The sequence below is a fragment of the Pseudomonas sp. SYWMCR5 genome (genome assembly GCF_057197165.1).
Genome location: NZ_JBXUNH010000002.1, coordinates 156,863 through 171,512, shown reverse-complemented (window position 1 = coordinate 171,512; position 14,650 = coordinate 156,863). Strand labels below are relative to the sequence as shown.

Annotated in this window: 9 protein-coding genes and 1 pseudogene; 3 read left to right on the top strand and 7 right to left on the bottom strand. The window is 62.0% G+C overall.

Annotated elements, in window-relative coordinates:
• Positions 1 to 115 precede the first annotated feature (115 nt).
• The 6 genes from pgm to AC2CGW_RS06675 form a co-directional block, all read right to left on the bottom strand.
• Entirely contained in the window at positions 116 to 1,753 is a 1,638-nt protein-coding gene (gene pgm / locus AC2CGW_RS06700; RefSeq protein WP_484573737.1) for a phosphoglucomutase (alpha-D-glucose-1,6-bisphosphate-dependent), read from the bottom strand.
• Positions 1,754 to 1,833: 80 nt separating this feature from the next.
• Positions 1,834 to 4,095 carry an ATP-dependent DNA helicase gene (locus tag AC2CGW_RS06695; protein ID WP_484573736.1) on the bottom strand — a complete coding sequence of 754 codons (2,262 nt, stop codon included), beginning with the start codon at positions 4,093 to 4,095 and terminating at the stop codon, positions 1,834 to 1,836.
• Positions 4,092 to 5,744: a VRR-NUC domain-containing protein gene (locus tag AC2CGW_RS06690; protein ID WP_186664214.1), complete on the bottom strand. Its 1,653-nt coding sequence runs from the start codon at positions 5,742 to 5,744 to the stop codon at positions 4,092 to 4,094. Before AC2CGW_RS06690 ends, AC2CGW_RS06695 begins: the two co-directional genes overlap by 4 nt.
• 78 nt (positions 5,745 to 5,822) lie before the next feature.
• Entirely contained in the window at positions 5,823 to 7,187 is a 1,365-nt protein-coding gene (locus AC2CGW_RS06685) for an aminotransferase class I/II-fold pyridoxal phosphate-dependent enzyme (RefSeq protein ID WP_411382629.1), read from the bottom strand.
• Entirely contained in the window at positions 7,187 to 8,536 is a 1,350-nt protein-coding gene (locus AC2CGW_RS06680; protein WP_484573735.1) for a hypothetical protein, read from the bottom strand. Before AC2CGW_RS06680 ends, AC2CGW_RS06685 begins: the two co-directional genes overlap by 1 nt.
• 476 nt (positions 8,537 to 9,012) lie before the next feature.
• Entirely contained in the window at positions 9,013 to 10,035 is a 1,023-nt protein-coding gene (locus AC2CGW_RS06675) for a zinc-dependent alcohol dehydrogenase family protein (protein WP_186664207.1), read from the bottom strand.
• Positions 10,036 to 10,244: 209 nt separating this feature from the next.
• On the opposite strand from AC2CGW_RS06675, the gene AC2CGW_RS06670 reads away from it, so the two are divergent.
• The 3 genes and pseudogenes from AC2CGW_RS06670 to AC2CGW_RS06660 all read left to right on the top strand — a co-directional run bounded on the left by AC2CGW_RS06670 (position 10,245) and on the right by AC2CGW_RS06660 (position 12,514).
• The gene (locus AC2CGW_RS06670) at positions 10,245 to 11,159 is read left to right on the top strand and encodes a LysR family transcriptional regulator (RefSeq protein WP_054893748.1); all 915 of its coding nucleotides are present in this window, start codon (positions 10,245 to 10,247) and stop codon (positions 11,157 to 11,159) included.
• Between the two features lie 150 nt (positions 11,160 to 11,309).
• Positions 11,310 to 11,867 (top strand): annotated as a pseudogene (locus tag AC2CGW_RS06665) (tyrosine-type recombinase/integrase); the annotation flags it as partial.
• Positions 11,868 to 11,920: 53 nt separating this feature from the next.
• Complete coding sequence (locus tag AC2CGW_RS06660; protein WP_238343336.1) at positions 11,921 to 12,514, top strand: DUF3732 domain-containing protein; 594 nt, start codon at positions 11,921 to 11,923, stop codon at positions 12,512 to 12,514.
• A 666-nt stretch (positions 12,515 to 13,180) separates the two neighbouring features.
• On the opposite strand, the gene AC2CGW_RS06655 is transcribed toward AC2CGW_RS06660, so the two are convergent.
• Positions 13,181 to 14,641, bottom strand: a complete 1,461-nt coding sequence (locus AC2CGW_RS06655; RefSeq protein ID WP_186664205.1) for a 3-sulfolactaldehyde dehydrogenase — start codon at positions 14,639 to 14,641, stop codon at positions 13,181 to 13,183.
• Between the last annotated feature and the right edge of the window lie 9 nt (positions 14,642 to 14,650).

The window sequence follows — 14,650 nt, the reverse complement described above, 5'->3', positions numbered from 1 at the left end:
ACGGGTTGTAAATGAGCATTCCGAGGCTGTTTTCAACGCAGCATCACCGAGTATCAAGGTTTTTCATACAGAGCCTAGGTTTACGACACCGGCGTTGCCGGTGATCGCAAGACAATCAGCTGATCGCCGCATCCACCAGTGCCTGGGCTTCCTGCACCAGGCGCTGCAGGTGCGCCTCGTCAACGAAGCTCTCGGCGTAGATCTTGTAGATGTCCTCGGTACCCGATGGACGCGCGGCAAACCAGCCATTGGCGGTCATCACCTTCAGGCCGCCGATGGCCTGACCGTTGCCTGGCGCATGGCTGAGGATCTGCTGGATCGGCTCGCCGGCAAGCTCGGTGGACTTCACCTGCTCAGGCGCCAGCTTGCTCAGCAGCGCTTTCTGCCGCGCATCGGCCTTGGCCTCGACCCTGGTGGCGTACGGCTTGCCCAGCGCTGCGGTGAGGTCGGCATAGGCCTGGCTCGGATTGCGCCCCGTGCGTGCAGTCATCTCGGCCGCCAGCAATGCGGGAATCAGGCCGTCCTTGTCGGTCGCCCAGACGCTGCCGTCCAGACGCAGGAACGAAGCGCCCGCACTCTCCTCTCCACCAAAACCAAGCGAACCTTCGAACAGGCCCTGGGCGAAAAACTTGAAGCCCACCGGCACTTCATGGAGCTTGCGCCCCAACCGCTCGGTGACCCGGTCGATCATGCCACTGCTGACCACGGTCTTGCCGACCGCGGCGTCGCTGCGCCAATGCGGGCGGTGGCGGAACAGGTAGTCGATGGCCACGGCAAGGTAGTTGTTCGGCTGCAGCAGGCCGTCACTGGTGACGATACCGTGGCGATCATGGTCCGGGTCGCAGGCAAAGGCCACGTCGAAACGCTCGCGCAGGCCGATCAGCCCTTGCATGGCGTATGGCGACGAAGGGTCCATGCGAATCTGCCCGTCCCAGTCGACGCTCATGAAGCGGAAGGTCGAGTCGACCTCGGTGTTGACCACTTCAAGGTTCAACTGGTATCGCTCGGCAATCGCCGACCAATAGCGCACTCCCGCGCCACCCAGCGGATCGACACCCAGGCGCAGGTTAGCTTTACGGATGACCTCGAAATCGATGACGTTTTCCAGGTCTGCCACGTAGCTGCTCACGTAGTCGTGACGCTGGGTAGTGGCAGCCTGCAGAGCCTGGGCGTAGTCAATGCGCTTGACACCCGCAAGACCTGCAGCCAGCAGTTCGTTGGCCTTGGCTTCGACCCACTTGGTCACATCGCTGTCAGCCGGGCCGCCATTGGGCGGGTTGTATTTGAAACCACCGCTCTGGGGCGGGTTGTGCGAGGGGGTGATGACGATGCCGTCGGCCAGACCCTGTTGACGACCGCGGTTGTAGCACAGGATCGCATGGGACACCGCCGGGGTCGGGGTGTACTCGTCGTCCTTGGACAAGCGCACCTGCACGCCATTGGCCGCCAGGACCTCCAGCGCGCTGGCGGTGGCCGGCGCCGACAAGGCATGGGTGTCAGCACCGATGAACAGCGGACCATCGATGCCCTTCTCCTGGCGGTACAGGCAGATCGCCTGGGTGATCGCCAGCACATGATACTCGTTGAAGCTCAACTCGAACGAGGTGCCTCGGTGTCCGGAAGTGCCGAAGGCCACGCGCTGCGAAGCGACCGCAGCGTCCGGGCGACCGGTGTAGTAGGCGGTCAACAGGCGGGGAATATCGACCAGCACGCTGGCCGGAGCCGGCTTGCCTGCCAAAGGGCTGAGCGTCATGCAGAACCTCGAGTTCAACGGATGTAGGTGTTGGAACGCGCAGTGTACTGGGAGTTGCAACGGCGCGCGATGGGGCCGGATCAGTTGGCGGCGGTATGCCACCAGCCAGGAAACATCTGTTGCACCCGCGGCTCACTGAAGCGCTCATCGATCAGAAAAAGCACGCCACGATCCTGGTCGCACCGAATGACTCGACCAGCCGCCTGGATCACCTTGCGCACGCCAGGGTACAGGTACGCGTAGTCAAAACCGCTGCCAAACTGCCGGGCCAAACGTTGCTTGAACTGTTCGTTGACCGGATTGACCTGGGGCAAGCCGAGGGTGGCGACAAAGGCACCTATCAGCCGGGTGCCCGGCAGGTCCACTCCTTCAGCGAAGGCCCCGCCCAGTACAGCGAAACCTATCCCTCGCCCATCCGCCACGAAACGCGCCAGAAATCCCTCGCGTGCGGCCTCGTCCATGCCCGGCGCCTGCCGCCAGTGCGGCACCTCGGGGTGCCGTTCGGCGAACAGGGCCATCACCTGCTCCAGGTATTCAAAGCTGCTGAAGAACGCCAGGTAGTTGCCCGGCTGACGCTGGTACTGCTCGCCGATCAGCCCGACGATCGGCGCCAGGGACGCACTGCGCTGCTGAAAGCGGGTCGAAACCTCACTGACGATCCGCACCTGCAACTGCTCGGCGCGAAATGGCGCGGCCACGTCCAGCCAGGCGGTGTCTGCCGGCATACCCAGCAAGTCGGAATAGAAGCGCCGAGGCCCTAGCGTCGCCGAAAACAGGGTGACGCTGCGCGCCGCAGCCATTCGCGGGCCAAGCAGGCGCGCGGGCACCACATTACGCAGCGTCAGGGTTGCCAGACGACGGTTTCGCGGGCCGTTACGCAGGCTGACATCGAACAGGAAATGCTCATCGAACAGCTCGGCCACACGGCTGAACTGCAGGGCATGGAAATAGAACTGCAGGACCTGCGGTTCGACGTGCGCAGGCGCCTGCTCCATGGCCTCCTGAATCAGGCCAATGCACTGTTGCAACGCCCGCAGGAATGCCTCGGGCAATTGGTCGCTCGCCTGGTACGGTGCCCGCTGGGACTTGTACAACGCATTCCACTGGCGATTGAGACGCTCCAGAGCGCTGCTCAAGCCCGCCGGCTTGGCCTTGCGCAAGGCCAGCAGTTGCCCTTGGTCGAGGCTTGCGCTGTACATGGCGCGGCCGCGCTCCACCAGGTTATGCGCCTCGTCCACCAGCACAGCCACCCGCCACTGGTTGAGTTGGGTCAGGCCGAACAGCAGCGCATGGGCGTCGAAATAATAGTTGTAGTCGGCAACCACCAGATCGACCCAGCGCGCCATCTCCTGCCCCAGGTAATACGGGCAGACCTGGTGTGCCAGCGCGACCTCGCGCAACCCCGCACGGTCGAGCAACACCACCTGCGACGCTGCTTCGCGAGCCGCTGGCAGCCGATCGTAGAAACCCTTGGCCAGCGGACAGGACTCACCATGACAGGCACTGCCCGGGTACTCGCAGGCTTTGTCCCGGGCAATCAACTCCAGCGCACGCAGGCTGGGCTGCGGGGTGGTGTCGGTGATCTGGCGCAGTGCGTCGAGCGCCAGTGCCCGGCCTGGTGTCTTGGCGGTGAGGAAGAGCAGCTTGTCCAGTTGCTGCGGGGCCATGGCCTTGAGCAGCGGAAACAGCGTGCCGAGCGTTTTGCCAATACCGGTACTGGCCTGGGCCATCAGGCAGCGCCCGGTGGCCACGGCCTTGTACAGGGTTTCTGCCAGTTGGCGCTGGCCCTGGCGGAACTGTGGGTACGGAAACGCCAGCCCCTGCAGATCGCTGTCCCGCAGGCGCTGGCGTGCGGCCTGGGCGTGCGCCCAGCCAAGAAAGCGCTGGCACAAGGTCTCGAAGAAGTGCTGCAGTTGCGCGGCATGCTGCGGCTCGCTGAACAAGGTCTGTCGGTCGCTGTCGACGTCCAGGTACACCAGCGTGACCTCGATCCGCTCCAGCCCACGCGACTGGCACAACAGCCAGGCATAGACGCGGGCCTGCGCCCAGTGCAATTGCCGATGATTGTCCGGCTGGCGGTCGAGATTGCCGCGGTGAGTCTTGATCTCCTCCACCCGGTTGCGCACCGGGTCGTAGCCGTCGGCTCGCCCCCGCACCCGCAATCCCTGGTACTCGCCCTCCAGCGATACCTCCGCCTCGTAGCCAGAACCGCGCCGCGCAACAACCCGTCGATGGCCGTCGATGCCCTGTTGGGCGGTGGGCGACGGCGTGAAGCGCAAGTCCAGGTCGCCGACCTTGGCGGCAAACTCACACAGCGCACGTACCGCCACACTCAGACTCACGACGCGGCCTCGCACCAGCGCACATGGCATACCGCGACCGGCATGCCGTGCTCACGGCAGAAGTCCAGCCAGCGCAACTGGTTATCCTGCAGGCGGTCACCCGGCCCCTTGACCTCGATCATGCGGTAACGCCCCTGCCCCGGCCAGAACTGGATGAGGTCGGGCATACCTGCGCGGTTGTTGCGAATATCCTGCAGCAGGCGCCGGAAACACTGCTTCAGATGCTCGGCAGGAATGCAGGCCAGGGCCTGCTCGAGCAGCGCCTCGTTCAGTACCTGCCAGAACACGAACGGTGACTGCAGCCCATGCTTGTTGGCAAAACAGGTGCGTATCGCCTGTCGGTAGCTGCCATCGTCGAGCCGCCCCAGGCAGGCCTCGAACAAGGCGGCGCGGCGCACCGAGAAATCACTGTCGTGCAGATCCTGGGGCGCCGCCTGGTAAGGGTGAAAGAACGCGCCGGGCAGCGGCGCGAAAATCGCCTCCCAGCACAAGAGGCCGAACAGGCTGTTGAACAAGGTGTTCTCGACGTAATGGACCTCGCCGTCGGCGTGCGCCAGGTGCAGGCGCACCGCTTCCTCCACGCCCACTGCGGACATTTCCACGGGCAACGCCAGTTCGATGAGTGTCTGCACGGCAGCAGACGCGCGGCGTCGAGGCGGCCCTCCGAGTTTGCGTGCAAGGCGCGGCAGCATACGCGCCAACGCCTGGGCCTCGAGGGGATTGGCCGTGGTCTGGGCCATGTGTGACGCCAGTGCCTGCGCCCTTTGCCACTGCTCGCTGCGCTCGAGCACACGCACCTGGCGAATGCGCGCCTCGGGGTGGTCGAGCCCATCGTAGACACTCAGGGCCAGATCCCATTGCCCAAGCCGCTCGCAGCGCTGGCCAATTGCAAACAGCAGACGTGCGCGACGCCTGGCCAACCAGGGATTGCTGCTGTTGGCCCGCTCCAACGCCTGCAGCAACGTACTTGGCGCCTCTCCCTGCTCCAGCCGCTCGGCGCAAGCATGCAAGGCCATCGCCAGATCGACCTCCTCGCGCTGGCGCAAGGCGCGCGAATCCGCACTGAAGCTCACCTGCTCATAGCGCAGCACGCCCAGATCGGCCAGCACGAACTCCGACCAATCCTGATAAAGATTGCCAAAGAACAACAGGCGCAGGCGGTCGCACAGGGGTTGCAAGCGCCACTGCAGGATCTGCACCGGCGCCTGCTCGAACCAGGCAGACAGTGGTCTGTCTGGCAGGTCCAATGGCCGCAGCGCAGCCAGCAACTGGGTCTTGGTCACGCGAGGATGGGCCAGTTGATCGGCAAAGCAGGTAAGCAGTTCGTCCCGGCGCAACAAGGCGAACAACTGCTCCAGGCCCAGTATCGGCCTCGCGCAGACCCAGCCCAGCGTGAGCAAAGGCTGCAAAGCTGCGCCCGTGTCGCCGATCTCGGCATATTCAAGCCGGTCGCCGCGAAACAGCTCGCCCTTGCGCATGACCATGCGCACCAACAGTGCCTGCGTCGGCTGGGCCAGCCCGCTGAAGACTCGGAGAAAGTCTTGTTCGTGCGGGTCAAGGATATCGGCGTATCGGTGTTCGACCCACCTCAGCACCTGGCGGAAGTTGTGCAGGTAATAGAGCGGATCTTCGACGGAATGGGCAATCACGGCATGGCGTCGCAGGCAAACATGAATACTGGTTATACATACAGACGAGGCAACCTGGCAAGCGCGCCGGATCGACGGTCAGTTCGACCTGTCTTGTGCGTTGCTACGCAAGCACTGCAGCCTTTTTCCGAGCGCTTCGAGTGCCTGCTCCAGCTCGCCGGCATCGTCCCCCTGCCAGGCCAGCAGCAGGTGGTGGTCATAGCCGTCTCGCAGGCTGAACAGATTTCCAGGTGCCGCCAGCAGCGCCGAAGTGTTCAGGGCTTCCACCAACTGACGCACATCCACTGCCAAGCCCAGGCGACACCACAGGACACGCCCGCCTTCAGGTTCGCTGAACGCCAACAGACTGCCCAGATGCTGCTCGACGGCATGGCATAGAATCGCCATGCGCATTTGCAGACGGTCGCGCATCTGCTGCAGATGACTGTCCACATCGCCTCGGCTCAGCAGACAGGCCACCGCCTGTTGACGCCGCGGGGGTAGCACGAAACTGCGTCGCACAAAAGCCTCACACACTGCCGGGTGCCGACTCAGTACATAGGCGTAGGGCGCTTCGGCGCCGATCATGCCTTCCAGCGAACCCAACACCAGCAGCCAGTGCGGATCGACCCAGTCGCGCAGGCGCGTCGCAGGTGGCGCAACGAAACACTGGTCGCTGTCCAGGTCGTTTTCCAGCAGCCACGTCGGATATCCCGCCAGCAGACGCGCCACTTCACGCTGCTCATCCAGCGACACCAGGCGTCCCGGAGGGGTCGCCAGGCATGACGGCATCAACAGCAGGCGTACGGTCTCGCGCTTGAACAGCTGTGCCAAGGTATCCAGGTCCAAACCACCCTGGGTATCGAGCGGCCACTCGACAACGCGCATCCCCAGCTGTTGCAAGACCTGCAACTGTTGCCAGCAACAGGGCGTCGCCACCAGTACCGTGCCTCCTTGCAAGTCCAGCGCAAGCAGCAATGTCTGCAGTAACGCCTGGACATCCGTCGCCAGATGCACGTCCTCAGCTCGCCAGAACTGCCTGGAAGAACGGGTATGGCGGGCGGCCAGCGCATTGCGCAGCAGCGCGCTGCCGGTCTGCGTCAGCGCAGACTGTCGCGCCAGACGCCGCTCATGCGCCAGCAACAGCGGCTCGAGCGCCCCACATGAGAATGGCGGGAGAATGAACGGTGCGCACTGGCCGGTGCTCGCCCTCGGCGCACTGGCGGGCTCATTGACCGGAACCTGCGCAAAATATCCGGACTTGGGCACCGAATGTACCCGCCCCTCGCGCTCCAACAGGCTGTAGGCATACTGCACCGTGGCCAGGGAAACCCGCATGCGCCGGGCCAGGTCGCGCAGCGACGGCAAGCGCGGATCCCCTCCCTCGCGGGCATGGCTGATCAGCGTTTCGAGGTAGCGATAGACCGTCTGATAGGCGAACTCGCGCCGCACGGAACGCCCCATCAACTGGCGACCTTCGCCATCGCTTCGGCACAAGGCAAGGGGTGCGCCAGCAGCCGCAGCCGAACGTCACGCCGTGCCAGCTTCGCGACCAGCCGGGATGCCGTATGCGGCAGCCCCCCCGAATAGATGACGCGCAACTGCGCCAGGCTCAATCCACTGGTACTGATCAGCCAATGGACGACCGCTTCCGGACACGGCTGCCCCTGCAGGGCACGGTGCAGATAGGGCAGTGCAACGCGCATCGCCGGATGGCAGCGCTGCAGGAACGCCAACAAGCCACGGCCCTGCTCGGCGAACGGGGCGTACAACAGGCACATCAGCTGGCTGTCGTCGATAGCATAGGCCTCCTGAAACAGATGCCTGCCCGTGCCCTTCCCCGACCGGACGGCGTCGCGCCTGCCCAGCAGACATTGATCGCGCAGTCGCTGCAGGTGAGTCAGGTACGCAGGGTCGAAAAACGCAGCCAGCGGCTCTTCGCGCGCTGACGCAGGCATCTCGATACCCAGCATGTGAAACAGCGCGTCCTCCCCTCGGGAGTCATTGATCAGGTCATCGACCGCGATCACCCGCAGGGGCGTCTGGCCCTGGCATGACGGGGCTCTCGCCTCGACGTGCTCCGTAGGCCTGGCAACCAGTGCTCGCAGGCGCCCCAGCGTTTCGCACAACACTGCGGCGCACTGGTGTATGGCATGGCTTCCGCGCTCGCCGGTCAGACGCATGACGGTACGACTCCAGGCCAGGTAACGTCGCCGCTGCCGCACAGGGATCGCCGTGACCAACGCGCTGGGCATCGCCCCCTGGGACAGGATGCGGCGCAACGTTTCGGCCAGTTCAAGGTGCAGACGACTGCCTAGCAAGGATTCTGCTCGCCCAGCAGAAAGGTGACCGAACATCAGCAGCGCTTCGCGCTCGTACGATGTGCTGGCAGCCGACGCGGCGCGGCGGCTGAAAGGCTGCAGTTGTTGGCCGCCAGCCAGCAGTAACTCCACACGGGGGTCATCCTGCAGGAACAGCGCACTGAAGGTGCTCTCCAGACCGCCAAGCACCTCTGCTCCCGGTGCGGGCTGGCAAGCGACCACCACTTGCAGGCGAAACGTGTGGGGCGCGCGTAGCGCGATGCTCAGTTGCGCAGCACGCAGAAACGCCAGCAGGCGAGTGTTGCATCGGTCATGCCCGTGTATCACCAACACACGAAAGTCCCCGATGTACTCCACGCCACCTGCCGCCACCAGCAGGCGCTGAATCAGCAATTGAACGCAGGCCCGTTGCGCCTGGGACATATGTTCCAGCAGACGATCCAGTACTTGCTGATATATGTAGTGCATGGCCTGCTCATGGATATTGCTCATATGGTCCACTCCATTCCTTGAGCGCAAAGAAAGCCGGCATTCACCGACGTGAGAAACAGGTCGCGATTCACTTCCAAGATATTTCCCACAAGTTATTAGGAAATTTCCAGGCAACAGTAGGCCGGCACTCACTCAATGCAGAGGCATTTGCAATGCACCTGCAGGCGCCCTGGGCCGCATCAGCAGCGCCAACACGCTTCATTCAGCCGAGCCACGTCAAGTATCACAGAGCCATTATCGAGGGTTGTCGACTGAATAAAAGATACAGATCCAGGTAAAAAAACCATTCAGGAGAGCGGTATTGATCTACATACAACAAAAGAAAACCCAAGTATGGAATCCTGATCAGAAATGACAAGCAAACAGCATTAACGCGACAGCCTTAATTGCGTCGGACCTTAATTAAATTTTTGTAGGAAATATCAGAAAAAAACCGGGCCTAGGCCCGGTTTTTCATGCAACTCGATGTGCTGCAATCACGCAGTTCCCATGTCCAGCACGATCCGCCCGCCACAGGGGCATTCATCCATCAGGCGATGAGCCTCGACAACCTGCTCGAACGGGTAGACCTTGATGATCTGCGGCGTCAGCAGCTTGTCGGCGGTGAACTGGTTGATGTCTCGCAACGCCCGCTGCAGGGCGACCTGGTCCTGGGCAATACCCAACTCCGGCTTGCCGGTGAAGTTGCCAATACAGTGAACGTAGAACTGGATGTTCTTCTGGAACGCCGCACACGCCGGGAATGGCGTCTGGTTGCCCCCCTGCAGGCCATACAGCACCAGGCTGCCGCGAGGCGCAAGGACATCGCCGAGGAGCGACATCTGCGGCCCACCCATGCCATCCAGGACCATGTCCACGCCGCGGCCATCGGTATATTTGCCGATCTGCATCAGCAGGTCCTGCTCCTCGGTGACGATCACCTTGTCAGCCCCCAGGCTCAGCAGGTACTCACGCTGCTCCGGCTCCTTGGTGGCGGCGAACACCTTCAAGCCCAAGGCCTTGCCCAACTGCACGAAGGCAGGGCCCGCGCAATGGCTGGCATCGGTGACCAGTGCCGTCTGTCCCGCCTTGGCCCGCGCCAGGTCGACGTAGGCGAAGTAGGCGATCAGCAGCGGTGTGTAATGCACACTGGCCTCGACCGGAGTGAGGTGGTCGGGATAACGGGTAATGGCCGTGCGAGGGAGCACGATCACATCACCATAGACCGGATGCTCATTGGGGCTGGTCGCCGGGAAACTGGCGACACGGTCGCCCACGACGATATCGTCGACACCCTCCCCGACCTGCGTGACCACCCCGGCCATTTCATGGCCGATCCCTGCCGGCAGGCGTGCCTGCGATGGTGCCAGGTTCTGGCGCCAGAGCACGTCATACCAGCTCAGGCCGATGGCCTCGACGCGCACCTGCACTTCGCCCGCTGCGGGAGACGGTTCGGCCTGCTCCTCGCAACGGAGCACGTCGGCCGGGCCGAACTTGTGGAAACGGATCATGCGGGACATCGCATACCTCGCCTTTGTGAACCTCGTATTACCACGGACTTTATCCGGGCTTTGCACGTTAGACCATCAGTGGCCGTTAATAGTCGACATGCCTGTCATTGATTGGGCTACGGGCAAATCGCTGCATTGGCCCCCGTAAACCCGTGCAGGGTAACAGCCTTTGGCCTTAATATTCACCCCGACCCACCTGAGCAAGGCGAAACGCACCGATGAATCGTAACGACCTGCGCCGCGTAGACCTCAACCTGCTGATCGTGTTCGAGACGCTCATGCATGAGCGCAGCGTAACCCGTGCAGCCGAAAAGCTGTTTCTCGGCCAGCCGGCGATCAGTGCGGCGCTGTCACGCCTGCGCAACCTGTTCGACGACCCACTGTTCGTTCGTACCGGGCGAAGCATGGAGCCCTCGGCTCGCGCCCACGAGATCTTCGCCCTGCTCTCCCCGGCCCTGGATTCGATCTCTACCGCAGTCAGCCGCGCCGCTGACTTCGACCCAGCCACCAGCACCTCGGTATTTCGCATCGGTCTGTCGGACGACGCCGAGTTCGCCTTGCTGCCGCAGTTGCTCAAGCGCATCCGCGCCGAAGCACCGGGCATCGTCCTGGTGGTACGGCGGGTCAACTATTTGCTGATGCCGACCCTGCTCGCCTCCGGGGAGATTTCGGTGGGTGTGAGCTATACCGCTGACCTTCCGGCCAACGCCAAGCGCAAGGTACTGCGGCGCAGCAAGCCGAAACTGCTGCGCGCCGACAGCGTACCGGGCAATATCACCCTTGACGATTTCTGCGCCCGTCCGCATGCGCTGGTCTCGTTCGCCGGCGACCTGTCCGGCTTCATCGACGAAACCCTCGAGGAAATCGGTCGCAAGCGTCATGTGGTGCTGGCCGTACCGCAGTTCAACGGCCTCGGCACCCTGCTCGCCGGCACCGACATCATCGCCACGGTACCGGACTATGCAGCAGAAACCCTCACCGCCGCCGGCGGCCTGCGCGCCGAAGACCTGCCATTGGATGTGCGTACCTTTGAACTGCACATGGCCTGGCGCGGGGCGCAGGACAACGACCCGGCAGAGCGGTGGTTGCGGTCGCGGATACAGATGTTTTTTGGGGATCCCGATAGCTTGTGACTCACTTCCATCAAGCTCCATAAATACCAATAGAATCAGTGCATTAGGCTGATACTTCGTCCAAATTCGTCCGTCCTGTTCCGCTCATTTCCAATGCGCTTGCGGGTATATTTTTGGGTACTTTTTCCATTTCGAAAAAAGTACCCGCACATGACGACTTCCCTCCCCACGCCTGCATTGCGGCGTAAACTCAGCGATGCCTTCTTGCGTGCCATTGCTGAACCCGGCAAGTACGTCGACGGCGAGGTACCCGGTCTTTACCTGCATGTTCAGGCCTCACAGAAGTCGAACAAGCCTGCCGCAAAATACTGGCGGATGAGGTATCGCCTGAACGGCAAGGAGAACGTGTATGCGATCGGCCGTTATCCCGACATTGGCTTGAAAGACGCCCGCGACTTGGCCCGAGCCGCGCGCTAGAACGTAGCTCATCACGTCGCCCCGCTGAAGGCCAAACGCAAGAAAATCGCCGATCAGCTACTCAATGAGGAACGCACATTCAGTTACGTCGCCGAACAGTGGCTGGCCTTCAAGTCGCACGACCTCGTGAGCAAATCCCTCGCGGGCTTTCGCGGCGCTTTGAACAATCACATCCTGCCCACGATCGGCAACATTCCCGTCAGCGAGATCAAACTGGACCACATCATCGAGATCATCGCTACCCTGCGCCGAGCACGCACACTGGCCATGGCCAAGCGCGTGCGTACCATCAGTTCCTGGAAATGAACCCTACGACGCCGTTGCCAGGCCCCGACTTGGACGTCTTGCGTGAGCAGATCCAGGGCTTGGAAGCCCTTGTCGACAGTGACGCCAAGCAGATCCTACTATCGCGTGCGGAGCGCAAGATTTCTCAGTATCTCTCCGAAGCGTTCGCAGATTTGCCCACTGTCCAACCGTGTATCGGTGCCGAGCTGGAGTTTTCCGCAAAACCACCTGATATCGCGATCATCGAACAGAATTCCGGTGCGGTTTTGAGACTCCCGGATGCGGGCTCGGATGAGAACTACTTGGCCATCCACATTGCCTTGTCGTTCGCGCTTCAGAAGTACCTGGCCAAGGTGAACGCGCCGGTACCAGGGTTCCTCGCTTTCGACCAGATCAGCCGACCCTACTATCCGCAACGTGGCGATGACGAGTCGGACATCGGAGAAAACGAGGAAGTTTCGGCCATGCGTAAACACCTGGACTTCCTGTTCAATACAACATCTGCGCAAGAGGGACTGCAGGTGTTGCTGATTGAGCATGCGTATTTCGGTGATGATCCACGGTATGTCGCTGCCACTCGTAAGCGTTGGAACAAGATTTCGGGCGATGCGCTTATCCCGCTGGACTGGCCGAGAAGACAGGACACCCAGTAAGCAGTCGCAACGGTAACCGCCCTAGAACCAGCTCGCCTTTTATGGCGGGCTTATCCAAACACTATTTTTTAGCTCTGCTGCTCGCGCGCCTCTCACGTTTGTCCGCTTTTCCCTGCTCATAACCGGACTCTTTCCGTACTTTCGCAGCGGCGCCTGCGTCAGTAAGGTCCAGGACTACAACAGATGTTATGGCCCTTAGGCGCCATGAAAACAGCACGTCCATCACAATCCGCTGTAAACCAGCAAAAGCCAAACTAATTATGGGGGACCAGATGGGGGACCAAAAACACATAGGCACAAAAAAGCCCTGAAGAATCAGGGCTTTGATGAAAATTAGTGGCGGAAGCGTAGTCATTCGAACTCATAACTCGTAGAACGATACCTCCCCTCGCCCCATGCCAACTTGTAGCATCGCTATAACGCACCCTTGGCATTCTCCGAGACACACTGAGGTAAAACGCACGGCTGATACTCAACGGGAGCGGAGCGGGCTTCCGATTCTCAGACCCGACAATTTAATCCAGATTCTCACTCTGTGTCGCCGAAAGCTGTCGGAGCGCCGTGGCTGATGAGTGTCAAGCCGCCTTGCAAGAACGGCGGGCTGCATTGGAGGCTTCGGAAGTGGGGGCTCAGCCAGAGGGGCAGCATCTGCCCCTCTGGCCGGCTTCAGCGGTCGACGCCACCGAGGCACACGTATTTAATCTCAAGATAGTCTTCGATGCCGTAACGCGAACCTTCGCGACCAAGGCCCGATTGCTTGACGCCACCGAATGGTGCCATCTCGTTGGCGATTGCCGCGGTATTGACGCCGACCATACCGTATTCAAGGTCTTCGCTGACGCGCAGCACGCGGCCGATATCGCGGCTGTAGAAGTAGCTAGCCAGCCCGAACTCCGTCGCGTTGGCCAGTTCGACCACCTCCTCCTCACTGGAAAAGCGGAACAGCGGCGCCAAAGGACCGAAGGTTTCCTCATGGGCCACCTTCATGTGCGCGGTGACTTCAGTCAGCACGGTCGGCTCGAAGAAACTACCACCCAGGGCATGCCGTTGGCCGCCAGCGATCAGTCGTGCGCCCTTTTCAAGGGCATCGCTGATATGCTCTTCGACCTTGCGCACGGCGTTCTCGTCGATCATCGGGCCCTGGGTGACGCCGGCCTCAGCGCCATTCCCCAGGCGTAGGGCCGAGGCAGCGGCGGCGAGTCTCTCGGCAAAGCGGTCGTAGATACCGTCCTGAACGTAGATGCGGTTGGCGCAGACACAGGTCTGCCCGGCATTGCGGAACTTCGACAGCATCGCGCCTTCCACGGCCAGGTCGAGGTCAGCGTCATCGAAGACGATGAACGGCGCGTTGCCGCCCAGTTCCATCGATACCTTCTTCACGGTCTCGGCGCATTGTCCGATCAGCAGCTTGCCCACTGGCGTGGAGCCAGTGAAGCTGAACTTGCGCACCAGCGGATGGCCTGTCAGCACGCTACCGATCTGGGTAGCGCTACCGGTGACCACGCTGAACACCCCGGCGGGGATCCCAGCACGTTCGGCCAGGGCTGCCAGTGCCAGCGCCGAGAGCGGCGTCTGGCTGGCCGGGCGCAACACCATCGGGCAGCCGGCGGCCAGGGCCGGGGCAACCTTGCGGGTGATCATCGCGTGGGGAAAGTTCCATGGTGTGATAGCCGCAGCTACGCCAATCGGCTCCTTGGTGACGATGATGCGCTTGTCTGCCGAAGGCTGCGGGATGGTATCGCCATAAACACGCTTGGCTTCCTCGGCAAACCATTGCACGAAGGACATGCCATTGCTCAATTCGCCACGGGCTTCAGCCAGTGGTTTGCCTTGTTCGGCGGTCAGCAGGCGGGCGAGGTCTTCCTGGTTTTCGACCATCAGCGCGTACCAGCGCTGCAGCAGCTCCGCGCGCTCCTTGGCAGTCTTGCGCTTCCACGGTTTGAAGGCGCGGTGAGCAGCCAGTACCGCACGCTCGGCTTCGACAGCGCCCATCTGCGGAATGCGTGCCAGTTCCTCACCGGTAGCGGGGTTAGTGACGGTAACGGTTTCACCAGAGTCGGCACCCACCCATTGGCCGTCGATGAATGCCTGTTGTTTGAGCAGAGAAGGGTCTTTGAGGTCGAGCATCGGTTAGTT

Excerpts from the sequence above, each read along its gene's own strand:
- pgm (WP_484573737.1), bottom strand. The coding sequence starts at position 1,753 with ATGACGCTCAGCCCTTTGGCAGGCAAGCCGGCTCCGGCCAGCGTGCTG.
- AC2CGW_RS06685 (WP_411382629.1), bottom strand. The coding sequence starts at position 7,187 with ATGGGGCGTTCCGTGCGGCGCGAGTTCGCCTATCAGACGGTCTATCGC.
- AC2CGW_RS06680 (WP_484573735.1), bottom strand. The coding sequence starts at position 8,536 with ATGAGCAATATCCATGAGCAGGCCATGCACTACATATATCAGCAAGTA.
- AC2CGW_RS06675 (WP_186664207.1), bottom strand. The coding sequence starts at position 10,035 with ATGTCCCGCATGATCCGTTTCCACAAGTTCGGCCCGGCCGACGTGCTC.
- AC2CGW_RS06670 (WP_054893748.1), top strand. The coding sequence starts at position 10,245 with ATGAATCGTAACGACCTGCGCCGCGTAGACCTCAACCTGCTGATCGTG.
- AC2CGW_RS06655 (WP_186664205.1), bottom strand. The coding sequence starts at position 14,641 with ATGCTCGACCTCAAAGACCCTTCTCTGCTCAAACAACAGGCATTCATC.